The sequence below is a fragment of the Pseudomonas migulae genome, assembly GCF_024169315.1.
Lineage (GTDB): Bacteria > Pseudomonadota > Gammaproteobacteria > Pseudomonadales > Pseudomonadaceae > Aquipseudomonas > Aquipseudomonas migulae_B.
This window is the reverse complement of record NZ_JALJWR010000001.1, coordinates 2,283,071-2,306,482: the sequence shown is the minus strand read 5'-3', so window position 1 is coordinate 2,306,482 and position 23,412 is coordinate 2,283,071. Positions and strand designations below refer to the sequence as shown.

General features: G+C 60.9%; 22 protein-coding genes and 1 pseudogene. 13 read left to right on the top strand and 10 right to left on the bottom strand.

All coding sequences use genetic code 11. The annotated features are described in order from the left end of the window. Positions 1 to 20 precede the first annotated feature (20 nt). From relA to J2Y86_RS10560, 3 genes are all read left to right on the top strand, one after another. On the top strand, positions 21 to 2,264 hold the full coding sequence (relA, locus tag J2Y86_RS10570) for a GTP diphosphokinase (RefSeq protein ID WP_253430641.1): 2,244 nt from the start codon (positions 21 to 23) through the stop codon (positions 2,262 to 2,264). A 147-nt stretch (positions 2,265 to 2,411) separates the two neighbouring features. Next, the gene (mazG, locus tag J2Y86_RS10565; RefSeq protein WP_253430638.1) at positions 2,412 to 3,245 is read left to right on the top strand and encodes a nucleoside triphosphate pyrophosphohydrolase; all 834 of its coding nucleotides are present in this window, start codon (positions 2,412 to 2,414) and stop codon (positions 3,243 to 3,245) included. 28 nt (positions 3,246 to 3,273) lie between these two features. Next, entirely contained in the window at positions 3,274 to 3,816 is a 543-nt protein-coding gene (locus J2Y86_RS10560; RefSeq protein WP_253430635.1) for a DUF2058 domain-containing protein, read from the top strand. A 68-nt stretch (positions 3,817 to 3,884) separates the two neighbouring features. Here the strand turns inward: J2Y86_RS10560 and J2Y86_RS10555 are convergent, their stop codons facing one another. The 6 genes from J2Y86_RS10555 to J2Y86_RS10530 form a co-directional block, all read right to left on the bottom strand. Next, positions 3,885 to 4,073, bottom strand: a complete 189-nt coding sequence (locus tag J2Y86_RS10555; protein WP_253430632.1) for a hypothetical protein — start codon at positions 4,071 to 4,073, stop codon at positions 3,885 to 3,887. Positions 4,074 to 4,478: 405 nt separating this feature from the next. After that, complete coding sequence (gene fabB / locus J2Y86_RS10550) at positions 4,479 to 5,699, bottom strand: beta-ketoacyl-ACP synthase I (protein WP_017340165.1); 1,221 nt, start codon at positions 5,697 to 5,699, stop codon at positions 4,479 to 4,481. Between the two features lie 11 nt (positions 5,700 to 5,710). Then, on the bottom strand, positions 5,711 to 6,226 hold the full coding sequence (gene fabA, locus J2Y86_RS10545; protein ID WP_003227150.1) for a 3-hydroxyacyl-[acyl-carrier-protein] dehydratase FabA: 516 nt from the start codon (positions 6,224 to 6,226) through the stop codon (positions 5,711 to 5,713). 247 nt (positions 6,227 to 6,473) lie between these two features. Further along, the gene (locus J2Y86_RS10540) at positions 6,474 to 8,375 is read right to left on the bottom strand and encodes an ATP-binding protein (RefSeq protein ID WP_253430629.1); all 1,902 of its coding nucleotides are present in this window, start codon (positions 8,373 to 8,375) and stop codon (positions 6,474 to 6,476) included. Next, positions 8,372 to 9,304 (bottom strand): ABC transporter substrate-binding protein, encoded by a 933-nt coding sequence (locus tag J2Y86_RS10535; RefSeq protein ID WP_253430626.1) that lies wholly within the window; start codon positions 9,302 to 9,304, stop codon positions 8,372 to 8,374. Before J2Y86_RS10535 ends, J2Y86_RS10540 begins: the two co-directional genes overlap by 4 nt. Next, entirely contained in the window at positions 9,305 to 11,428 is a 2,124-nt protein-coding gene (locus tag J2Y86_RS10530; protein ID WP_253430624.1) for a TonB-dependent receptor plug domain-containing protein, read from the bottom strand. 197 nt (positions 11,429 to 11,625) lie between these two features. Here J2Y86_RS10530 and J2Y86_RS10525 point away from each other — a divergent pair, with 197 nt between their 5' ends. The 10 genes from J2Y86_RS10525 to J2Y86_RS10480 all read left to right on the top strand — a co-directional run bounded on the left by J2Y86_RS10525 (position 11,626) and on the right by J2Y86_RS10480 (position 20,333). Continuing rightward, positions 11,626 to 12,651, top strand: a complete 1,026-nt coding sequence (locus tag J2Y86_RS10525; RefSeq protein ID WP_253430621.1) for an NAD(P)H-dependent glycerol-3-phosphate dehydrogenase — start codon at positions 11,626 to 11,628, stop codon at positions 12,649 to 12,651. A 20-nt stretch (positions 12,652 to 12,671) separates the two neighbouring features. Then, positions 12,672 to 13,019 (top strand): DUF4389 domain-containing protein, encoded by a 348-nt coding sequence (locus J2Y86_RS10520; protein ID WP_253430618.1) that lies wholly within the window; start codon positions 12,672 to 12,674, stop codon positions 13,017 to 13,019. After that, entirely contained in the window at positions 13,016 to 13,468 is a 453-nt protein-coding gene (gene sixA / locus J2Y86_RS10515; protein WP_253430615.1) for a phosphohistidine phosphatase SixA, read from the top strand. The genes J2Y86_RS10520 and sixA overlap by 4 nt, the downstream gene beginning before the upstream one ends. Positions 13,469 to 13,682: 214 nt before the next feature. Next, positions 13,683 to 15,350, top strand: coding sequence for an AMP-binding protein (locus J2Y86_RS10510; RefSeq protein WP_253430612.1), 1,668 nt, complete (start codon positions 13,683 to 13,685; stop codon positions 15,348 to 15,350). Positions 15,351 to 15,382: 32 nt separating this feature from the next. Further along, the gene (locus J2Y86_RS10505) at positions 15,383 to 15,826 is read left to right on the top strand and encodes a hotdog fold thioesterase (RefSeq protein ID WP_090186884.1); all 444 of its coding nucleotides are present in this window, start codon (positions 15,383 to 15,385) and stop codon (positions 15,824 to 15,826) included. A 199-nt stretch (positions 15,827 to 16,025) separates the two neighbouring features. Further along, on the top strand, positions 16,026 to 16,832 hold the full coding sequence (locus J2Y86_RS10500; protein WP_253430609.1) for an alpha/beta fold hydrolase: 807 nt from the start codon (positions 16,026 to 16,028) through the stop codon (positions 16,830 to 16,832). Beyond that, positions 16,829 to 17,683, top strand: a complete 855-nt coding sequence (locus J2Y86_RS10495) for an alpha/beta hydrolase (protein WP_253430606.1) — start codon at positions 16,829 to 16,831, stop codon at positions 17,681 to 17,683. The genes J2Y86_RS10500 and J2Y86_RS10495 overlap by 4 nt, the downstream gene beginning before the upstream one ends. A gap of 50 nt (positions 17,684 to 17,733) precedes the next feature. Continuing rightward, entirely contained in the window at positions 17,734 to 18,393 is a 660-nt protein-coding gene (locus J2Y86_RS10490; RefSeq protein WP_253430604.1) for a glutathione S-transferase family protein, read from the top strand. 8 nt (positions 18,394 to 18,401) lie between these two features. Then, positions 18,402 to 19,208 carry a DUF4892 domain-containing protein gene (locus tag J2Y86_RS10485; protein WP_253430602.1) on the top strand — a complete coding sequence of 269 codons (807 nt, stop codon included), beginning with the start codon at positions 18,402 to 18,404 and terminating at the stop codon, positions 19,206 to 19,208. Between the two features lie 69 nt (positions 19,209 to 19,277). Then, complete coding sequence (locus J2Y86_RS10480; RefSeq protein WP_253430600.1) at positions 19,278 to 20,333, top strand: AI-2E family transporter; 1,056 nt, start codon at positions 19,278 to 19,280, stop codon at positions 20,331 to 20,333. A gap of 125 nt (positions 20,334 to 20,458) precedes the next feature. On the opposite strand, the gene xopAW is transcribed toward J2Y86_RS10480, so the two are convergent. The 4 genes and pseudogenes from xopAW to J2Y86_RS10460 all read right to left on the bottom strand — a co-directional run bounded on the left by xopAW (position 20,459) and on the right by J2Y86_RS10460 (position 23,150). After that, positions 20,459 to 21,103: a XopAW family type III secretion system calcium-binding effector gene (gene xopAW / locus J2Y86_RS10475; protein WP_253430598.1), complete on the bottom strand. Its 645-nt coding sequence runs from the start codon at positions 21,101 to 21,103 to the stop codon at positions 20,459 to 20,461. A gap of 122 nt (positions 21,104 to 21,225) precedes the next feature. Further along, positions 21,226 to 21,324 (bottom strand): annotated as a pseudogene (locus J2Y86_RS10470) (metal ABC transporter ATP-binding protein); the annotation flags it as partial. 18 nt (positions 21,325 to 21,342) lie between these two features. Then, a complete protein-coding gene (locus J2Y86_RS10465) occupies positions 21,343 to 22,392 on the bottom strand; it encodes a sensor histidine kinase (protein ID WP_253430596.1) in 1,050 nt (349 codons plus the stop codon). Further along, on the bottom strand, positions 22,392 to 23,150 hold the full coding sequence (locus J2Y86_RS10460; RefSeq protein ID WP_253430594.1) for a response regulator: 759 nt from the start codon (positions 23,148 to 23,150) through the stop codon (positions 22,392 to 22,394). Before J2Y86_RS10460 ends, J2Y86_RS10465 begins: the two co-directional genes overlap by 1 nt. Between the last annotated feature and the right edge of the window lie 262 nt (positions 23,151 to 23,412).

The window sequence follows — 23,412 nt, the reverse complement described above, 5'->3', positions numbered from 1 at the left end:
CGTAGGGAAGGTAAAGCAAGATGGTACAGGTGAGAGCACACCAGCCGATCAACACGGACGGCAGCATCAACCTCGAGGCTTGGCTCGATCATGCGGTCAGTGTCGATCTGGCACTGGATCGCGAAGCCTTGAAGGACGCGTGCGAGTTCGCTCGCACCGCCGAACAACAAGCCAATGCGGCGAAGAATCTATGGTCCGAAGGGACCTCGAGTTTCCGCACGGGCCTTGAGATCGCCGAGATTCTCGCCGACCTCAAACTCGATCAGGATTCGTTGGTCGCCGCGGTCCTGTACCGCGGCGTGCGTGAAGGCCAGATCGAACTGCCGGAGGTGAGCCAGCGTTTCGGTCCGGTGGTCGCCAAACTCATCGACGGCGTGTTGCGCATGGCGGCGATCAGCGCCAGCCTGAGCCCGCGTCAATCATTGGTGCTGGGCACTCAGGGCCAGGTGGAAAACCTGCGCAAGATGCTCGTGGCCATGGTCGACGACGTGCGCGTCGCGCTGATCAAACTGGCCGAGCGCACCTGCGCGATCCGTGCGGTCAAAACGGCAGACGACGAGAAGCGCAACCGCGTTGCCCGTGAAGTTTTCGACATCTACGCGCCGCTGGCCCACCGTCTCGGTATCGGTCACATCAAGTGGGAACTGGAGGACTTGTCCTTCCGTTACCTCGAGCCCGATCAGTACAAGCAGATCGCCAAGTTGCTTCACGAGCGGCGTCTGGATCGCGAGCGCTTCATCGCCGATGTGATGAACCAGCTGAAAGTCGAATTGCAGGCCACCGGCGTCGAGGCCGACATCAGCGGGCGGGCCAAACACATCTATTCGATCTGGCGCAAAATGCAGCGCAAGGGTCTGGAGTTCAGCCAGATCTACGACGTGCGCGCCGTGCGCGTGCTGGTGCCGGAAATGCGCGACTGCTACACCGCGCTCGGCATCGTCCACACCTTGTGGCGGCACATCCCGAAAGAATTCGACGACTACATCGCCAACCCGAAAGAGAACGGCTACCGCTCGCTGCACACCGCGGTGATCGGGCCTGAGGGCAAGGTGCTGGAAGTGCAGATCCGCACCCACGCCATGCACGAAGAAGCCGAGCTGGGCGTTTGCGCGCACTGGAAGTACAAGGGCACCGACGTCAAATCCGGTTCCAACCACTACGAAGAGAAAATCTCCTGGCTGCGTCAGGTGCTCGAGTGGCACGAAGAGCTGGGCGACATTGGTGGCCTGGCGGAACAGTTGCGGGTCGATATCGAACCGGACCGGGTGTACATCTTCACCCCGGACGGCCACGCCATCGATTTGCCGAAAGGCGCGACGCCGCTGGACTTCGCCTACCGCGTGCACACCGAAATCGGTCACAACTGCCGTGGCGCGAAGATCAACGGGCGCATCGTACCGCTCAACTACAGCCTGCAAACCGGTGAACAGGTCGAGATCATCACCAGCAAGCACGGCACGCCAAGCCGGGACTGGCTGAACTCGAACCTGGGTTACGTCACCACCTCGCGGGCGCGGGCGAAAATTGTTCACTGGTTCAAATTGCAGGCACGTGACCAGAACGTCGCGGCAGGTAAAACCCTGCTCGAACGCGAACTCACGCGCCTCGGCCTGCCGGCGGTGGACTTCGACAAGCTGGCCGAAAAAGCCAACATGAAGACGGCCGAGGACATGTTTGCCGCCCTCGGTGCTGGCGACTTGCGCCTGGCGCAGCTGGTCAATCTGGCGCAGCAACTGGTCGAGCCGGAACGCGGCAACGAACAGCTGGAGCTGATCCCGCGCAAGGCCACCGGCTACAAGCCGGGCAAGCGTGGCGACATTCAGATTCAGGGCGTCGGCAACCTCATGACCCAGATGGCCGGCTGCTGCCAGCCGTTGCCGGGCGATGCGATCGTCGGTTACATCACCCAGGGCCGTGGCGTGAGCATTCACCGTCAGGACTGTGCCTCGGTGCTGCAACTGGGCGGGCGCGAGCCGGAGCGGATCATCCAGGTCAGCTGGGGCCCGGTGCCGGTGCTCACCTACCCGGTGGACATCATCATTCGCGCCTACGACCGTTCCGGTTTGCTGCGTGACGTCTCGCAAGTGCTGCTCAACGAACGGATCAACGTGCTGGCGGTCAACACCCGCTCGAACAAGGAGGACAACACCGCGTTGATGTCCCTGACCATCGAGATTCCGGGGCTGGATGCGCTTGGGCGGTTGCTGGGGCGGATTTCCCAGCTGCCGAACATCATCGAAACCCGGCGTAACCGTACACCGTGATGATCAGCGCCGATCCAATGTGGGAGCGGGCTTGCTCGCGAAAGCGGTCTAATGGGTACATTGATGTTAAATGTGCCTCCGTCTTCGCGAGCAAGTCGAATCGACGCACCGCCGCACCCACAAGGATTTTTGCAATGAGAGAGTTTGATGTACAGCCTTGAAGATTTGCTGCACCTGATGAACCGCCTGCGCGACCCGCAGTTCGGTTGCCCATGGGACATCAAGCAAACCTACGCCACTATCGTCCCGCATACCCTCGAGGAAGCCTACGAAGTCGCTGACGCCATCGAGCGCGGTGACTTCGATCACTTGCAGGGTGAGCTGGGCGATTTGCTGTTCCAGGTGGTTTATTACAGCCAACTGGCCCGGGAAGAAGGGCGCTTCGAATTCGCCGGTGTCATCGACAGCATCACCCGCAAGTTGATCCGCCGTCATCCTCACGTGTTTCCCACAGGCGATCTGTACGCGCCGCTGGATGTTCCGCATCTGAGTGAGGAACAAGTCAAGCAGCGTTGGGAAGAGATCAAGGCCGAAGAACGCGCCGAGAAGTCTGCGGCGCCGGAACAATTGTCCTTGCTCGATGATGTGCCCGCCGCGCTGCCGGCGTTATCCCGCTCGGCCAAGTTGCAGAAGCGCGCAGGGCAGGTCGGTTTCGACTGGCCGGACGCCTTGCCGGTGCTGGACAAGGTTCGTGAAGAACTCGATGAAGTGCTCGAAGCCATGGCCGACAATGACTCGGCAGCGATTGCCGATGAGGTCGGCGACTTGCTGTTTTCCGTGGTCAATCTGGCGCGTCATCTCAAGGTCGATCCGGAAACCGCCTTGCGCGGTGCCAACAGCAAATTCGAAAGACGCTTCCGTTTTATCGAACAGGCATTGCGCGATACCCACCGTCCCATAGAAGATTGCACCCTCGAAGAGTTGGACGCCCTGTGGGGCGAAGCCAAACGTCAGGAAAAGAATTTGCCCAGCTGCGGTTGAGCAGTGGCCTAAGTGAGAAATAAGCACCATGAGCATTTCCCTTCGCGACCAGTTGCTAAAGGCAGGGCTGGTCAACCAAAAGCAGGCCAAACAGGTCGGCAAAGAGAAGCAGAAACAACAGCGCCTGGTCCATAAAGGCCAGATCGAACTCGATGATTCCCAGCAGCGTGCGGCCCAGGAAGCCATGGCTGAAAAGGTCAAGCGCGACCAGGAGCTGAACCGCCAGCAGCAGGAGAAGGCCGAGGCCAAGGCCCGCGCCGCGCAGGTCAAGCAATTGATCGAAGCCTCGCGCTTGCCGAAGCTGACCACCGAGGACTACTACAACTTCGTCGACGACAAGAAGGTCAAGCGCCTTTCCGTCAACACCTTGATGCGCAACAAGCTCAGCAATGGATCGCTGGCGATCGTGCACCATGCCGGCGGTTACGAAGTGATCCCCCGTGAAGCGGCCCTGAAGATCCAGGAGCGCGATCCACAGCGCATCGTGCAGCTGAACGTGCAGACCGAAGAAGCCGCCGCCGAGGACGATCCGTACGCGGCCTATCAGATCCCTGATGATCTGATGTGGTAAACCCTTAGGTTGCAACAACGACAAACCCCGCTCATGGCGGGGTTTGTCGTTTTCAATGCTGTGATTGCTTATGCGGATTTGAGCGCTCGTTGCTGCTCCAGTTTTTCCAGTTCGGCCTTGTAACTGTGGGCATCGGTTTCGGAGTGGAACATCCCCACCAGAAGGTCTTGTTGGTGCACGTCCCAGATCCGGATGCCGGCGGCTACGCCTTCGTGGGACTTATGTGAATCGTCGCGTTCAGTTACTTTTACAGTCATCTGCTAGCTCCAATCTCTGTGATATCTGCAGCAAGGCGTGTGCAGGACTCTGTTATATGTTTGGTTAGCTGGCTAAGTAAACGACTGAGTTCGGTAACGAATTTTTGCGAAATCGGTAAAAGTCCTGCAGCCCGCCAAACACGCGGCATTCGGTCGCAGGGCGTTGAGTTTCATGACAAAAGCTTCATGTTCGCGACGACCAAAAACCGCAGGCTGTACGCAAAACCTGTGGGAGCGGGCTTGCTCGCGAAAGCGGTGTTTCAGTCGCCAACTCTATCGCCTGAAACGGCCTCTTCGCGAGCAAGCCCGCTCCCACAGGAACCGCGGTGTTCGGCATTTTTCAGGCACAAAAAAAACGCCCCGAACCAGTCGGGGCGTTTTTATGTGCGGCGTTGTGGCGGGGTGTTACTTACCCTGCCAGCGCTGCAGTACCAAGGTCGCGTTGGTGCCACCGAAGCCGAAGCTGTTGCTCATCACGGTGTTGAAGGCGACGTCTTCGCGAGTCTTGGTCAGGATCGGCATGTCTGCCACTTCCGGGTCCAGTTCGTCGATGTTGGCGGAACCCGCCATGAAGTTGCCTTCCATCATCAGCATGCAATAGATCGCTTCGTGAACGCCGGCGGCGCCCAGGGAGTGACCCGACAGGCTCTTGGTGGAGCTGATGGCCGGGGCCTTGTCGCCGAACACTTCACGTACACCTTTCATTTCCGCGACGTCGCCGACCGGAGTCGAAGTGCCGTGGGTGTTCAGGTAGTCGATCGGTGCGTCAACGGTGGACATTGCCATCTGCATGCAGCGGATGGCGCCTTCGCCGCTTGGGGCGACCATGTCGTAGCCGTCGGAAGTTGCGCCGTAGCCAACGATTTCCGCGTAGATCTTCGCGCCGCGGGCCAGAGCGTGTTCCAGCTCTTCAACCACGACCATGCCGCCACCGCCGGCGATGACGAAACCGTCACGCTTGGCGTCGTAGGCACGGGAAGCTTTTTCCGGGGTTTCGTTGTACTGGCTGGACAATGCGCCCATGGCGTCGAACAGGAACGACTGGCTCCAATGCTCTTCTTCACCGCCGCCGGCGAACACGATGTCCTGCTTGCCCATTTGGATCTGTTCCATGGCGGTACCGATGCAGTGAGCACTGGTCGCGCAGGCAGAAGCGATGGAGTAGTTCAGGCCCTTGATCTTGAACGGGGTGGCCAGGCAAGCGGAAACGGTGCTGCTCATGGTCCGCGTGACGCGGTATGGGCCAACGCGCTTCACGCCTTTCTCGCGCAGGATGTCCAGCGCTTCCATCTGGTTCAGCGTGGAGGCGCCACCGGAACCGGCGATCAGGCCGGTACGCGGGTTGGAGACTTGCTCATCGGTCAGACCGGAGTCGGCGATGGCGTCTTTCATGGCCAGGTAGGCGTAAGCCGCCGCATGGCCGACGAAGCGATAGATCTTGCGATCGATCAGCTCCTCGAGGGGAAGGTCAATGGAGCCGGAAACCTGGCTACGCAGACCCATTTCGGCATATTCCGGATTGAACCGGATGCCAGGGCGGCTTGCACGCAGGTTAGCGGAGACGGTCTCTTTGTCATTGCCCAGGCACGAAACGATGCCCAGACCAGTGATAACGACGCGGCGCATGCGGATAACCCTTAGAAGTTGTCAGTGGAGGTGAAAACGCCGACCCGAAGGCCTTCGGCGGTGTAGATCTCGCGACCGTCGACCGTCACCGAACCATCGGCGATGGCCAGGTTCAGCTTGCCTTTGAGGACGCGCTTGATATGAATGTTATAGGTCACTTTCTTCGCGGTCGGCAGAACCTGACCGAAGAACTTCACTTCGCCCGAACCCAGGGCGCGGCCCCGGCCCGGCAGGCCTTGCCAGCCGAGGAAGAAGCCGACCAGTTGCCACATGGCGTCGAGGCCCAGGCAGCCTGGCATCACCGGGTCACCTTCGAAGTGGCAGGCGAAGAACCACAGGTCCGGATTGATATCCAGCTCGGCGACCAATTCACCTTTGCCGTACTTGCCGCCTTCTTCGCTGATCAGGGTGATGCGGTCCACCATCAGCATGTTCGGGGCGGGCAGTTGCGCGTTACCTGGGCCGAACAGCTCACCGCGACTGCAGCGCAGCAGGTCTTCCCGAGTAAAGGCGTTTTGTTTGGTCATGCGAGCTCCTCAATAGTCCCATGCGGCAGGTGGGGCAAATCTTCCCGGCCGATCGAAGCGTTCATGCCTCGAGTCAGCAGCCTACTCATAGACTATTGCGTTGTGGTGAAAGTCACAGCACCAAGGACATGAATGTACACTTGTGCACTGAAATTTTTATTCAAGCCCCTTTTCGGGCCTGTTCGGGTGCCTAAGACTGCCGCACTTTCGCCTTTCACGCCAGTCGCAGATGGTCGAAAGGCCTGCACTACTGCACCCATCGCTGCAGAATTTGCTGCAAGTCAGTGCGTTTGAACGGCTTGGCCAGGTAATCGTTCATTCCCGCCGATAGACAGGCTTCACGGTCGCCCTGCAAGGCGTTGGCGGTCAGCGCAATGATCGGAAGATCGGTGCAGCCGGGCAGTTGGCGAATCTGTCGCGTGGCTTCGTAGCCATCGATGATCGGCAGTCGGCAGTCCATCAGAATGGCTTCGAAGATCAGGCTTTCGGCGCTGCGTACCGCCTGGGCGCCGTCGGTGGCAACGCTGACCTTAAAGCCCAGGCTGCGCAACATCGCTTCGACGACGGTCTGGTTGACCGGGTTGTCCTCGACCAGCAGCACATTGCGGCCTTCGCCATCACCACTGCCGGTCTGCGCGCGTGGCGTGCGCACCGGCAGCGTCTGTTTATACAGCGCCAGCGGGATTTCCAGGGTGAACACCGAGCCGCGGCCTTCCTCGCTCTGGGCGCGCAAGGTGCCGCCCATGCGTTCCGCCAGGGTGCGGGCAATCGGCAGTCCCAGTCCGGTGCCGCCGTAACGCCTTGAAATAGAACTGTCAGCCTGCTGGAACGCGTTGAACATCAATTCCAGGCTTTCGGCCGGGATACCAATCCCGCTGTCGCGCACGGTGCAGGTGAACCACAACAATTCATGATCCAGCGACTGCCATTGCGGTTCGATGGTGACGCGGCCCTGCTCGGTGAACTTCAGCGCATTGCCCACCAGGTTCACCAGGATCTGCCGGATCCGCGTCGGGTCGCCCTGAACCTGCAATGCACGCATGTCTTCGGGGATCAGCAGCGCCAGATCGAGCCCGCGTTGCAAAGCGCTGTGCTGGAACGACTGGGCGCAACTGCTGATCAGGTCCGCCAGATTGAACGGAATGTGTTCCAGCTCCAGTTCCGAGCGCTCGATGCGCGAGAAGTCGAGAATGTCGTTGATGACTTTGAGCAGGTGTTCGGTGGACTCCGAGGCCAGCGCCGCGTACTCGACCTGTTCTTCGGTCATCTCGGTGGTTTCGAGCAGTTGCAGCATGCCGAGCACGCCATTCATGGGGGTACGCAGTTCGTGGCTCATCATCGCCAGGAAATCGGATTTGGCGTTGTTGGCCTTTTCCGCTTCTTCGCGGGTCTGGATCAACTGCGCCATGGCCTGATGCTGTTCTCGGCTGGCCTGTTCGAGACCGCTGGCGAGGTTGTTGATGTGCTGCGACAGTGCGCCGAGTTCGGTGTCGTCGACAATCGGCAGCGGCGTCTTGTAGTCGCCGCTATGGATCGCCTTGACCGCGTTGCCGATATCGCGGATCGGCTGCGACAGGCTGCCGGCCAGGCGCCGGGCGATCAGGAAAGTAAACAACAGGGCGAACAGTGCGAGGACACCGGCCTTGAACAGGATTTCCTGTTGGCGCTTGCTGAAGGCGTCGTTCGACAGACCGACGATCACCCGGCCCAGATAATCCTCGGCGGGGGCGGTGGTGACGTCTTTGCTGCCCTGGAAGAAATCATTGTGCAGCGCGATCCGTTGCAGGCGCACCGGCGCCTGGAACACTTCGACCTGTTGCGAGCGGGTGTGGGTTTCCGACGGGTGCTCGACATACACCAGAATCCGGTTGGCGCTGTCCTGTACTTCCAGAAAGCGCACATTGGGCGTGGCCAGGGTGGCCTTGAGCAGGCTTTCGAGCACTTCGTTGTTGCCTGAAATCACCCCGTATTCGGCGGCCGGCGCCAGTTGGTTGGCAATCAGTTGACCGGTGTGATTGAGTTCCTGACGCAGGTCCTGGATCCGCACGAAGGTAAAGAAACTGATCAACAGCAAGGTCAGCAAAAGGGCAGGGCCGAGGCTGATGATCTGCGTGCGGGTATTGATGTCCCAACGACGACGGAAAGTCATGGGCGGCTTTCTCCTTCGGCCAACTGTGTTGCGACCAACGCTTCATTGATCTGTTCAATGCCTAATGAACGAGCCACTTGCGGGTTACTCAAGACTTTGAAGCGGTTGGCGTAATGCGTGCGTGGCCAGGTGGCCGGTGGCTGGTCGAGCAGTTCGTCGAGAATCGCCAGCCAGTCGCTCTGGTCGCTGTAGCTGCTGGTCAGGCTTCCGGCCTTGACGAAACCGGCGTTCGGGCCGATCAGCGCGGTTTGTCGTGCGTAGCTGCTGAGCAGCAGGTTTTTCGCGGTTTTGGGGTTATACAGGTCGGGATCGTCGAGGCCCAGCAGCACGTCGCTGTTTTTCAGCAGGGTTTGCAAGGGGCGACTGTCATTAGTGTTGTCCCAGCGTTCGGTGACGATTTCGAGGCCCAGTGGCCGGGCGGCCTGGCGCAGTTCATTCAAGAGGAACTCGCTATGGTCGTCGTACAGCACACCGATCCGTCTGGCTTGAGGCAGGAGGGTTCGGGCCAGGCGTAATTGCCGATCGGGCGGCGGATCGCTCCAGAGCAGACTCAAACGGGCGGGCAGGGCAGTGCCCAGGCGTTGACGGGCTTGCAGGCGACTGATGCGCAGCACCAGCGTTGCCGGCCCCTGGGCATCTTGCAGGCGCCAGTCGAGGCTGGGCAGGTCCAGCAGGATCAAACGAATGCCCGCGGGCAATTTGCTCGGCGCCGGCAGACCGGTCAGTGGCTGGAAACGCACCGTGTCGCCAGGACGCAATTCGCCAAGGGCCGTCGCGAAAGCCTGCATGCCGGGACTGTCGTCGGCACCGGTCAGCAGGATGTCCTCGGCGCTGACCGACAGGCTCACCAGCCAACCGGCAAACGCCAGGCACAACCCGGCCAGCAGGCGGCCAATAAATGGCGTCTTGGGCGACGGACACCGCAGCATCTAGAACGCCAGCTCCGCGCTGAAGTACATCACCCGTCGATCGTCGTAATTATTATCAACGAACGTGGTGGGTTGATTATCGAGACGTTGCTGGAGCACACCGGCCAGTTCCAGGCTGGCCTTGCCCAGGCCGATGCGTTTGGCGATGCGTGTGTCGACCCGTTCGAAACGATAGCCGTTGAGCGCATCGTCACCGTAATAGAAGAGTGCGCTGTTCCAGCCGTAGCCCCAGTTGCGCAGCCAACCGGCCGAGCCACTGTTGCGCGCGGTCTGTTGCGCATCCAGCGGATTGCTCGCCTGGGCATCGACGTAGGCGTAGGTCAGGCGTAGCCGGTCGGCACTGTTAAGGTGCCAGTCGAGCTGGGTTTCCGCCCCGGTGAAGCGCGAGCTGTTGGCGTTGCTGGCGATGTACTGATTGTTGCGCAACGGCTCGCTGATCATGCCGGTGATCTCGTCGTGGAACACCTTCACGTCCACCGCCAGCCCCCACTCGGCGAAGAAGCCGTTGTAGCCCAGTTCCCTCGAGCGCATGTGTTCCTGCTCAAGGTTTCCGGGGCCGCGGGTCCTGACGAAGTAACGGGCGCTGTTCTGGCCATAGGCAGCGGGTTGCAGGTTGGTCACCCGGTAACTCCAGTTGACGTTGTTCTCGAACATGTCCGGCGAACGGATGGCTTCCGAATACACTGCGCGCAAACCGTGGCGCGGCGTGATCAGATAGTTGACCGCCACCCGCGGGGTCAGCGAACTGCCGGTCAATTGCGTGTCTTCGAACATCGCACCGCCCTGTAGCAGCCAGTGTTCGGTCGCTCGCCACTCGAGTTGTCCGAATGCTCGCCACGTCGTGTCATCGAGCGTGCCATTGAAGTAAGTCTCGGAATCGGCCCGGTCGTAACGATAGTTCAAGCCGCTGACCAGTCGCAGGCTGTCGGACAGGCTGAGGGTGTCCTGCAATTCGAGGTCGTAGCGCGATTCCCGGGTGCTCTGGTCAATGTCACCGCACAGGGTTTGCCGGGCGCCGTTTCGCCACTGGTCCAGCACTTGATTGGCCAGGGCTTGCTCCGCTGCCGTGCCGGCCGGTGCGCCGGGACCGAGGTAACGCTCGATGTTGCGCGCCAGGCGTTCGGTGTAATTCGGGTTGAGCTGCCAGAGTTGGGTCAGTTCGGGGCTGAACGACACTTCGGCGTCGCAGGCGCGCCAGGTTTGCTGACGATCCCAATGCTGGGCCGAACCTTGAATATAAAGGCTGTGATCGGGGTTGAGGTCGAGGTTCCAGCGCAAGGAGCCGGCGTAGTCTTTGGCGACAACGTCGGAATTGTTCCCGGCAGCGGTAATCCCCGAGAACACTGGGCGGTAGGTATAAGGCCGCTGATTGCTCCCGTCCTTGGCGTTTAATTGCCAGTCGATGCTTTGCTGTTCATTGAGCGTCTGGCTGACGGCGAGGTTGAGGCGGTTCAGGCGGCGGCTGTCGCGATAGTCCGCGCCCTTGCGGTCGGAGTCGAAGCCGTCGTCCTGCTGGCCGGACAGCGACAGACGCAAGTCGCCACCGTCCCAACCCACGCCCTGACTGGCGTAGAAATCGTCGATGCCGCGCTGGCCGCGGGTGACCTTCATTCGCGTACCGTGGCTGTCGGCCGGATTGCGGGTGATGATGTTGACCACCGCCATCAGCGCATTGGCGCCATAGCTGACGGTGTTCGGGCCGCGGAAGACTTCGATGCGTTCGATGTCTTCCATGGCCACCGGGATGTCGCTCCAGTCCACCGTGGCCAGGCCGGCGCGGTACACCGAGCGGCCGTCGATCAGCACCTGCATGCGCCGCGCTTCGCTGGCGTTGGTGCCGTGGTAATTCACCGCGGCCTGATTGCCGGTGATGTTGCCGACCATCATTCCCGGCACCAGGCGCAGCAGCTCGCTGATGTCCCGGGCGCCGCTGGCGTTGATCAATTCGCTGTCGATCACCGTCATGCTCCCCGGCACCGCGGCCGGCGACTGTTTCAGGCGCGTGGCCGTCAGGACGTGCGGTAGTGGCTCGCTGTCGAGAAACAGGTCGTCGGCCAGCAACGGCGGGCTGAAGATCAGCGCCAGTACCAGCGGCGAGTGGGGTGAAGCAGAGCCAAACGACACAACACATCCTTGATAGCGATTTCACTGGCGCGCATGTTAACCGAGCCGGTCGACTTTTCCAGTCACGATGACGGCATTTTCCTCGGATTTGTTGGTCTTCTTCAGACAAGTGCCGGTAATTGACGCGGGGGCTGGCCGCCACTGGGCCGCTCCGTATAATGCCGGCATCGCCACTGGTATGGATTAACGGATTGCATATGACTGAACAGCGCCCGATTGCGGTCCTGGGAGGCGGAAGTTTTGGTACCGCCGTGGCTAACCTGCTGGCCGAGAACGGGCTTCAGGTCCGGCAGTGGATGCGTGATCCTGAACAGGCAGAAGCCATTCGGGTCAATCGCGAGAACCCGCGTTACCTCAAAGGCATCAAGATTCTCCCGGGAGTGGAAGCGGTCACAGACCTGCAAGCCACACTGGACGCTTGCGATCTGTGCTTCGTTGCGCTGCCGTCCAGCGCACTGCGCTCGGTGCTGGTCCCGCACGCCGAACGATTGAGCGGCAAGCTGCTGGTCAGCCTGACCAAAGGCATCGAAGCCCACACGTTCAAACTGATGAGCGAGATCCTCGAAGAGATCGCCCCGCAAGCGCGCATCGGCGTGCTGTCCGGGCCGAACCTGGCCCGTGAAATCGCCGAACACGCACTGACCGCCACCGTGGTCGCCAGCGAAGACGAAGAACTCTGCCAACGGGTTCAGGAAGCGCTGCACGGCCGCACTTTTCGCGTGTACGCCAGCAACGATCGTTTCGGCGTGGAGTTGGGCGGGGCGCTGAAAAACGTCTATGCGATCATCGCCGGCATGGCGGTGGCACTGGGCATGGGCGAAAACACCAAGAGCATGCTGATTACCCGCGCGTTGGCGGAAATGACCCGCTTTGCGGTGAATCAGGGGGCCAACCCGATGACGTTCCTGGGGCTCGCGGGGGTGGGTGACTTGATCGTGACCTGTTCGTCGCCGAAAAGCCGCAATTACCAGGTCGGGTTCGCCCTCGGCCAGGGCTTGAGCCTGGAAGACGCGGTGACGCGGCTGGGTGAGGTCGCCGAAGGCGTGAACACCCTGAAAGTGCTCAAGGCCAAGGCCCAGGAAGTGGGCGTGTACATGCCGCTGGTCGCCGGGCTGCACGCGATTCTGTTCGAAGGGCGCACGCTGAATCAGGTGATTGAATTATTGATGCGCGGCGAACCGAAAACCGACGTCGACTTTATTTCCACCAGTGGTTTCAACTGATTCATCAGGGAGAGCGAGACATGAACGAGCCGAAAACAGAAGCCCAATACGAATCCATCCTGCTGCGGGTGTTGTGGATGATCGTCTTCCTGCTGGTCTGGCAGGTGGCGCAATTCATCCTCGGCGCCGTGGTGCTGGTGCAACTGGTCTATCGTTTGATCTATGGCGCCCCGAGCGCCAGCCTGATGAATTTCGGCGACAGCCTGAGCCAGTTCCTGGCACAGATCGGTCGTTTCGGCACGTTCCACAGCGACCAGAAACCCTGGCCGTTCGCCGACTGGCCGACGCCGCGTACGCCGGAAGGTGAAGCGCCACACGTCGTGGCGCCTGCGCCGCATCCGGCCCGAGATGAGGAACCCAAGCTATGAAACTCTGGGTATTGCGTCATGGTGAAGCCGAGCCACACGGCAAGCGTCCTGATTCCGAGCGGGCATTGACCGACCACGGTCGTGAAGAAGTGTTGCGCACGGCAGCCGAACTGATGGACAAAAAGCTGACCGCCATTTATGCCAGTCCGTATCGTCGTGCGCAGGAGACTGCGCAACTGGTGCGCGAGACATTGGGGTTCGGGCCGGAGATTCGCACGGTCGAATGGTTGACCCCCGACTACAGCCCACAAGTGGTCGCGGAGCAGTTGGTGTCCGTGGATCGTGCCTTGCTGGTCAGTCATAACCCGCTGGTAGGCAACTTGCTGGGCTACCTGCAACACGGTCATGTGCAGGATCCGGAAAGGGTCGCCACCGCCGGCCTCGCGGAGCTGGAAGGCGATTTGCCGCTGGCCGGGGCGATGAAACTCAACGGCATCAAACACCCGTAACCTCAGGCGTGCCCTCGGTCTACTGTGGGAGCGGGCTTGCTCGCGAATGCGGTGTATCAGTCGAAGTGGATGGCGCCTGATACCCCGCATTCTCGAGCAAGCCCGCCCCCGCAGGGGTTGTGGCGTTTCTGATTTTTTGTAATGAAATAGTCAACCAAGCAACCGCTTGGTTGACTACGCTTGCTCCAGAACAAAAAACACAGGAGCGAGTCGCATGTCTGCTGCTTTTCGTTTGCCGCTGGACGTCTTTTACGAACGCGAGGCCCGTCATCCCCGTCAGCGCTTTCTGGTTCAACCGGTGGGCGGCGGTCAGGTCGAAACCCTGACCTGGGAAGACGTCGGTCATCAGGCCCGTTGCGCCGCGCACTGGCTGCGGGCGCGGGAATTGCCGCAAGGCAGCCACATCGCCCTGATCTCGAAAAACTGTGCGCATTGGATCATTGCCGACCTGGCGATCTGGATGGCCGGGCACGTTTCGGTGCCGTTGTACCCGAACCTCACCGCCGAGTCCGTCGCGCAAGTTCTCGAACACTCCGAAGCGGCGCTGGCGTTTATCGGCAAGCTCGATGACTGGCCGGGCATGTCCCGCGGCGTCAGTCCCGACCTGCCGACCATCAGCCTGCCACTGCATCCGCCGGGCAGCTTCGATTTCAGCTGGGCCGACCTGCAAACGTGTTCACCGATCCAGGACAACCCCAAACCTGCCGCCGACCAACTGGCGACCATCATTTACACCTCGGGCACCACCGGCATCCCCAAAGGCGTGATGCACAGTTTTGGCACCCTGGGGTTCGCCACCACCCACGGCACGCAATTGTTCGGCCTCAATGAGTCGGATCGGCTGCTGTCCTACCTGCCGCTGTGCCATGTCGCCGAACGAATGTTCGTTGAAATGGCGTCGATCTATACCGGGCAAACCGTGTTCTTTGCCGAGAGCCTCGATACTTTTCTGACCGATTTGCAGCGCGCGCGGCCGACCGCGTTGTTCGGCGTGCCGCGCATCTGGACCAAGTTCCAGATGGGCGTGTACAGCAAGATCCCGGCGAAACGCCTCGACTTCCTGCTCGGTCTGCCCTTCATCGGCAAGCGGGTAGGGCACAAAGTGCTTGCCGGGCTTGGCCTGGACGCCTTGCGCGTCGCGTTGTCCGGCGCGGCACCGGTGCCGCAGACCTTGTTGCTGTGGTATCGCAAGCTCGGGCTGGACGTGCTGGAGGTGTACGGCATGACCGAAAGCTGCGGTTATTCCCACATCGGCCGGACCGGCGAGAACAAGCCCGGCTGGATCGGCAAGCCTTGCCCTGAGGTCGAAGTGCGGATCGACGAGTCGGGCGAGGTCATGGTGCGCAGCGGCGCGACCATGCTCGGGTATTTCAAGGAACCGGAAAAAACCGCCGACACGATTACGGCGGACGGCTTCCTGCGGACCGGTGACAAGGGCGAGCAAGACGCCGAAGGCAACCTGCGCCTGACCGGACGGCTGAAGGAGATTTTCAAGACCAGCAAAGGCAAATACGTGGCCCCGGCACCGATCGAAAATCGTCTGGCGGTGCATTCGCGGATCGAACAGGTGTGCGTGGTCGGCGACGGTTTGAGCGCGCCGCTGGGACTGTGCGTGCTCTCGGCGGTCGGGCAGCAGGACGCGGGCGGAACCGCGCGTGCCGGTCTGCATTCAAGCCTGGAAAAACTGCTGGAGGAGGTCAACCACGCGCTTGATAAACATGAGCGCCTGCGCCGGCTCGTGGTGGTCAAAGACAGCTGGGCGGTTGAAAACGGTTTTCTGACACCGACCCTGAAGATCAAGCGCAACGTGATCGAAGCGGCTTACGGTGCCCGGTTCGAAGAATGGAGCGAGCGCAGCGAAGCGGTGCTGTGGCAGGATTGAGTCACGAATAAAACCAACAAAGGATGTCTGCAATGAGTTTGTGGCGCACCACTCCCAATATCGAGCAGTTGAACGCAATCCAGAAAAACACCATCGGCGAAGTGCTGGATATCCGCTTCGAAGCCTTCGACGAAGAGTCCCTGACCGCCAGCATGGTCATCGACCATCGCACGCATCAGCCTTATGGTCTGTTGCACGGCGGTGCCTCGGTGGTACTGGCGGAATCTGTCGGCTCCATGGCCAGCTATTTGTGCATCGATGCCAGCAAGTTTTACTGCGTGGGCCTGGAAATCAACGCCAACCATTTGCGGGGGCTGCGCAGCGGTCGCGTGACAGCTGTGGCCAAGGCGATTCACATCGGGCGTACGACCCATGTGTGGGATATCCGGCTGACCAGCGATGAGGGCAAGGCCAGTTGTGTGTCGCGGCTGACCATGGCGGTGGTGCCTTTGGGGGAAAATCCACCGGCGCGTTGATCGTCGAATGACCGACATTTTTTGGGCCAATGATTTTCTGTGGCGAGGGAGCAAGCTCGCTCGCCACAAGGTTCTGCGCGAACGCTGAATTGCTCATGGTCATGGCGGGACTGTCATCATCCCTGTCACTTACAGTCATTGCTGTAGGACGCTGTCTTACGGACAATCAACGCCTGTTCTCGCTTATGGATTTGCCGGTATGTCGCAGCAGATATTTTTCGCCCACGCCAATGGTTTTCCTTCAGGGACCTACGGCAAGCTGTTCGCGGCGCTGGCGCCCGAGTATCAGGTGACGCATCTGGAGCAACACGCCCATGACCCGCGTTTCCCGGCGGACGACAACTGGCACAACCTGGTGGATGAGCTGATTCATCACCTCAAGCAGCAGGCGGAACCGGTGTGGGGCGTAGGCCACTCCTTTGGCGGCGTACTGCACCTGCACGCCGCGTTGCGCTGTCCCGAACTGTACCGGGGTGTGGTGATGCTCGATTCGCCGGTGCTGACCCGCGCCGATCAATGGGTGATCCGCGCCGCCAAACGCTTCGGTTTTATCGACCGCCTGACCCCGGCCGGGCGTACGCTGGGGCGTCGGGAAGAGTTCACCGACCTCGAAAGCGCCCGCCGCTATTTCGCCGGCAAAACCCTGTTTCGCAGCTTCGATCCGGAATGTTTCGATGCCTACCTGCAACACGGTTTGCACAAGGTCGGTGACAAACTGCGCCTGCGTTTCGACCCGGCCACGGAAATCAGCATCTACCGCGGCGTGCCCGACACCAGTCCCGGCCGCGCCCGGCAGTTGAAGGTGCCGCTGGCAGTGGTGCGCGGGCACAAGAGCCGCGTGGTGATGCGTCATCACGCCAGTGCTGTCGGCCGCATGCCGTTGGGCGAATCCCTGACCATGCCGGGCGGGCACATGTTTCCCCTCGAACGTCCCCAGGACACGGCCTTGCTGCTGAAAAACCTGTTCAGCCGCTGGGACGGTCGCCATCAGCAGGATTGTGCATGAGCCAAGTCGTCGAAGAAGTCCGCCTGAGCCTGCCGCACATCGAGCTGGCTGCGCACCTGTTCGGTCCCGAAGACGGTTTGCCGGTGATCGCCTTGCACGGCTGGCTGGACAACGCCAACAGCTTTGCCCGGTTGGCACCGAAACTCAAAGGGCTGCGCATCATCGCGCTGGACATGGCCGGTCACGGTCATTCCGGGCATCGTCCTGCGGGTGCCGGCTACGCGATGTGGGACTACGCCCATGACGTGCTGCAAGTCGCCGAACAGCTTGGCTTGAAGCGGTTTGCGCTGATGGGGCACTCCATGGGCGCGATCGCTTCGTTGATCATTGCCGGGTCGTTGCCGGAACGTGTCACCCACCTGGCCTTGATCGACGGCATCATTCCTCCTACAGACAAAGGCGAAAATGCCGCCGAGCGCATGGGCATGGCCCTGCAGGCGCAGCTGGACCTGCGGGAGAAACGCAAACCGGTCTACAACACCCTCGACCGTGCCATAGAAGCGCGCATGAAAGGTCTGGTGGCCGTCAGCCGCGAAGCCTCCGAACTGCTGGCCCAGCGTGGCTTGATGCCAGTGCCGGGCGGCTACACCTGGCGGACCGACAACCGCCTGACGCTGCCGTCGCCGCTGCGTCTGACCACCGAACAGGCCATGGCCTTCGTCCAGCGGGTCAGCTGTCCTGCGCTGCTGGTCGTCGCGGCCGATGGCATGCTCGCCAAACATCCCGAGTTGCTGGAGCGTCTACCCTTTAGCCGTGAACAGCTGCCTGGCGGCCATCATTTGCACTTGAATGACGAGCCCGGTGCCGACCTTGTCGCAGACTGTTTCAATCGGTTCTTCGCCGTTCCTTGACTTGCGCCGGGCAACTGTCGAGGCTGGGCGGGTTGAAATGGGAGACAACCATGATAGATCTCTACACCGCTGCGACCCCGAATGGCCACAAGGTCTCTATCGTGCTCGAGGAACTCGGCCTGCCCTACACGGTGCACGCCTTGAGTTTCGACAAGAAGGAACAGAAGTCCGCGGACTTCCTCAAGATCAATCCCAATGGCCGGATCCCGGCGATTGTCGACCGCGCCAACGGCGATTTTGCCGTGTTCGAATCCGGCGCGATCCTGATTTACCTTGCTGAAATGACCGGCAAACTGTTGCCTCAGGACCCTAAGGGGCGTTCGGTGGTATTGCAGTGGCTGATGTTCCAGATGGGCGGAATCGGCCCGATGCAGGGCCAGGCCAACGTGTTTTTCCGTTACTTTCCGGAGAAACTCCAGGGCGCCATCGACCGCTATCAGCATGAAACCCGTCGCCTGTACGAAGTGCTCGACACGCGCCTGCAAGACGTGGAATTTCTCGCGGGCGAGTACAGCATTGCCGACATTGCGACCTATCCATGGGTTCGTGGTTACGAGTGGTCCGGAGTTTCGGTGGACGGCTTGTCTGCCTTGCAACGCTGGATGGCGACCATGGAAGCGCGTCCGGCCGTGCAGCGTGGGTTGCTGGTTCCCGAACGCATCGACGACGCCAGCGTCATCAAGGGTGCCCAGACCATGCTGATCCGATGAGCTCATCCATGCGTTCAATCAGTCTGCTGGCCCTGTGTTGTTTCAGTCCTCTGTTGTTTGCCGCCGATGTGCCGGGCAGTCAGGACCTGCCGATCGTGCCGCGAGTGGCCGATTCGCAGATCGTCGACTATCGCCCGGTGGTCGAGCTCGAGCGGATCTATCCGCTGGGTTCAATCCGCAAGATCAGCGGCCAGTTGCGTTTCGACGGTCAGGTCAGCGCCCGTGGGCAAACCACTTCGGTGACCTACGAGTTGCCACCGGAACATTCGTCTACCGAAGCCTTTACTGTCGCTCGCGAAGCCTTGCAGAAGCAGGACGCGCAGTTGCTGTTCTGGTGCCAGGCCCGTGATTGCGGTGAAAGCAGCCTGTGGGCCAATGAGGTCTTCGGCAATGCCAAGCTCTATGGCGCTGACGATCAGCAAGCGTATTTACTGTTGCGGTTGGCGGCGCCCAAGGACAACACCCTGGTGGCGCTATACAGCATCACTCGCGGCAATCGCAAAGCCTACCTGCACGTTGAACAGTTCGACGCTGCTACGCCGCTGGGCGATCTGCTGCCAACCTCCGCAACCCTGTTGCGAGAGCTCAAAAGCACCGGTGAACTCGACTTCCCGAAACTGACCGATGCGCCCGACGAGACCTGGTTGCGCTTGATCTCGCGCGGCCTGAACCTGGACACGACCTTGCGGGTGAGCGTTTCCGGGCCGAACGCCGAAGCCTGGCGTCAGGCATTGATGAACCAGGGCGTACGGTCGGCGCGGATGGAGACGGGCAGCGTCGAAGGCTCTGGTCTGCACATCGAGCTATTGCGATAAGCTGGATCGGGCGGACGCGCTGGCCGCGTTCGCCTACTCTTTTGCGAACTGACTTTTTTCGAGATTCGGATGATCAATAACGATCGGCTGTTGGTGCAAATCCTGCTCCTGGTGCTGTTTGGCGCGAGCTTCTGGGTGATGGCGCCGTTCTGGTCCGCGTTGTTCTGGGGCGCGGTGCTGGCGTTTGCCAGTTGGCCGCTGATGCGTTTGCTGACCCATTGGCTCAATGGTCGCGAATCCCTGGCGGCGGCATTGCTGACCCTGGGCTGGATGTTGGTGGTGGCGTTGCCGCTGGTGTGGCTGGGTTTCAACCTGGCGGATCATGTGCGCGATGCCACGGCCTTCATCAAGGATGTGCAGATGGACGGCTTGCCCGAGGCACCGACCTGGCTGGGCAGTATTCCTCTTGTGGGCGAACGGCTGGTGGTGATCTGGAACAGCATCGACCAGCAAGGCGCGGCAATGATGGTGGCGCTCAAACCTTATCTGGGGCAGGTCGGTAACTGGTTGCTGGCGCGCAGTGCGCAGATTGGCGGCGGCATTCTCGAGCTGACGCTGAGCATCGTGTTCGTGTTCTTTTTCTACCGGGACGGGCCGCGCCTGGCGGCGTTTGTCCATGGGCTGCTGCAGCGGTTGATCGGTGATCGCGCCGGTTACTACATCGAATTGGTGGCGGGTACGGTTCAACGGGTGGTGAATGGCGTGATCGGCACGGCGGCAGCCCAGGCGGTGCTGGCGTTGATCGGGTTCCTGATTGCCGGGGTGCCTGGCGCGCTGGTGCTCGGCATCGTCACCTTTCTGCTCAGTCTGATTCCCATGGGGCCGCCGTTGGTGTGGATACCGGCGACCGCGTGGCTGGCCTGGAAGGGCGAGTACGGGATGGCGGTGTTCCTCGGGGTTTGGGGCACATTCATCATTAGCGGGGTCGACAACGTGCTCAAGCCTTACCTGATCAGTCGCGGTGGGAATTTGCCGTTGGTGATCGTGCTGTTGGGTGTGTTTGGCGGGTTGATTGCGTTCGGCTTCATCGGCCTGTTTATCGGGCCGACGTTGTTGGCCGTGGCGTATAGCCTGTTGACCGACTGGAGCAAAAGTCAGGCGCGGGTGGAAGATCGCCGGCCTTGAGATTTGTGTTGAGGTGAATGGCCTCTTCGCGGGCAAGCCTCGCTCCTACAAATTTGATGTCGTTCATAGACAATGCGTACGACATATGACCTGTAGGAGCGAGGCTTGCCCGCGAAGCTTTTGACTTAAGTCGCTACGTTCAGGTACTTGCCCACTGTCGCCACCTTATCGAGCGAGTACTGCTTGCTCAGGTTGGCGATCATTTTGTTCAGCGCTTCTGCCAGGTTCGCCTGATCGGTGGAGCTGTCGCTGTCCTTCTCGCGACCGGCTTGCAATGCGGCTTTCAACTCGTCACTGCTGACACCGCCACTGCTGTCGCTATCCAATACTTTGAGTAGCGCGGCACTGGTCTCGGTGCTGGTGGATGAGGTGCTGTCGGCGCTGGTCAGGCCGTTGCTCAGCTCGTCGCCGCTGATGGCACCGTCGCCGTCGGCATCCAGGGCGCTGATCAGCGCGTCGGCCAGTTCGGTGCCCGGTGCCTGATCACGCGGTGGTGGCGGAGGAGGCGCCATCGCGGCCATTTCTTCGCTGCTCAGGCTGCCGCTGTCGTCGCTGTCCAGGTCGGCGAAGTTTTTGCTCAGACTGACCAGCAAACCGTCATCGGATTTCTGAGACAGGGCGCTTTTGAGCTCGTCCTGATCCACCGAGCCATCGCTGTTGGTGTCGAGTTTGGCGAGCAGTTCTTTCTGGAATTGCTGGCTACGGGCATTGCTGGTGGTGGTGCTGGCGCTGCTGTCATAGCTCGTGTAGTTGCTGACGCTACCGATCATTGGGCTCACTCCCTGGAATGTAAAACCGGCGGGTGCACCGGCTTATGCAGCCTCAAGGAGCAAGTTGTCGTGGGTATGTGAGGTTTGTACCGAGAGGTACACATGCGCGAATATCAGGCCAACCCTGAAACCTGTGGGAGCGGGCTTGCTCGCGAAAGCGGTGTGTCAGTAGACATCAAAGTTGACTGGTCCACCGCTTTCGCGAGCAAGCTCGCTCCCACATTAGGTTGATGTGTGGCTCAGGTGCGGGGCAACCAGATGACAGCGGTCAAACCACCTCCGAGGGTCTCTTCCAGCGTCAATTGCCCCCCCAACCGTTCAGCCGCTTCGCGGGCAATGGTCATGCCCAACCCGACACCACCCGAGTTGCGATTGCGCGAACCTTCCAGGCGAAAGAAGGGTTCAAACACGGCTTCGCGTTTGTCCGCCGCGATCCCCGGTCCGTGGTCGATGACCCTGATCACCAGGTGTTCGCGATGATCTTCAAGCGCGATCTGTGCCTGCCCGGCATAACGCAGGGCGTTATCCAGCAAGTTGTTGATACATGAACGCAGGGCCATCGGCTGCACCTGCAGCGGTGCGCAGTGGCCGTTGGCCTGGACATCAGAACCCTGGTCCTGGGCGTTTTCACTCAGGGATTCGACCAGCGCCTGCACGTCCATCCACTGCGGGGCTTCGCTGGTGCGCTGCTCGTGCAGGTAGGTGAGGGTGGCGTCGAGCATGCTGATCATGTCGTCCAGGTCCTGGCGCATCTGGCCTTGCAGCTTGTTGTCGTCGATCTGCTCCAGCCGCAGCTTGAGCCGAGACAGCGGCGTGCGCAGGTCGTGGGACACCGCACCGAGCATCCGCGAACGCTGCTGCATTTGTTCGATGATGCGTTTTTGCATCAGGTTGAAGGTGTAGGCCGCCTGCCGCGCTTCCCGTGGGCCGGACTCGTCCAGCGGCGGACTGTCGAGGTTTTCGCTGAGGCGCTCGGCGGCGTCGCTCAGGCGCTGGATCGGCCGGCTCAACAGTTTTGCGCCGTACCAGGCGGCAATGATCAACGAAATCAGCTGGAAAGTAAGTGGCACCAACGGCCCGCCGAACCAGGGCCGTGGTGGCCGGTTTTCGAAACGCGGGTCCGGCGGTGGGCGTTGTCCGTCGAGACTTTGGGAGAACTCGGGTGGTGGTGGCGGAGGTGGTGGACCGTAATGATGAAACCAGGCAAATGCCAATAGATGCGCCAGGATGATCGCCACCAGCAGCACGCCAAACAGGCGGCCGAACAGCGTATCGAAGCGCGCACGCATCAGCCGATGTCTCGGGCGTCGAACAGGTAACCCTCACCGCGAACGGTCTTGATCAACTGCGGGGCTTTCGGGTCGTCACCGAGTTTCTGACGCAGGCGCGAGACCAGCAAATCGATGCTGCGATCAAAAGCTTCGATCGAGCGACCGCGCGCCGCATCCAGCAACTGTTCGCGGCTGAGCACCCGGCGCGGCCGTTCGATGAACACCCACAGCAAGCGGAATTCTGCGTTGGACAGCGGAACCACCAGGCCATCCGCCGCGATCAATTGGCGCAGCACGCTGTTCAGGCGCCAGTTGTCGAAGCGAATGTTCGCACGCTGTTCGGTGCGGTCATCGCGCACTCGCCGCAGAATGGTCTGAATCCGCGCGACCAGTTCTCGCGGTTCGAACGGCTTGGCCATGTAGTCATCGGCGCCCAGTTCCAGGCCGATGATCCGGTCGGTGGGTTCGCAGCGCGCGGTGAGCATCAGGATCGGAATGTCCGATTCGGCGCGCAGCCAGCGGCACAGCGACAGACCGTCTTCACCGGGCAGCATCAGGTCGAGCACCACCACGTCGAAATGCTCGGCTTGCAGCGCCAGACGCATGGCGGCGCCATCGGTGACGCCGCTGGCGTGGATGTTGAACCGGGCCAGGTAATCGATCATCAGCTCGCGGATCGGGACATCATCGTCGACGATCAGCGCGCGAATGCTCCAGCGCTTGTCGTCGCCGGGCGCTTTTTGATCGTCGTTCAAGGGGGCTTGGGTGCTGTGCATGCGTGCTTCATCTGCCAGGTAGGCTGCCAACCACAAAGATAGGCTGCGAGGTTGTGGCTTCAGCATAGGCGTCCGGCCCGGAGGCGGGAAGTGCTGTAAGGACGTGTTGCGGCTGCCGAGGGTAGCGGGGAAGGGTGTTGTGGGCGTGTCGTGTGTGTATCGGTCTCGACACAATCGGTGAACGGGCTAGTCTTGGCTGAGCGCCGACGACGATTTACCGATCATCGGGTCCCGCAGCCGCGCTGGTTCCGCTACAATGCGC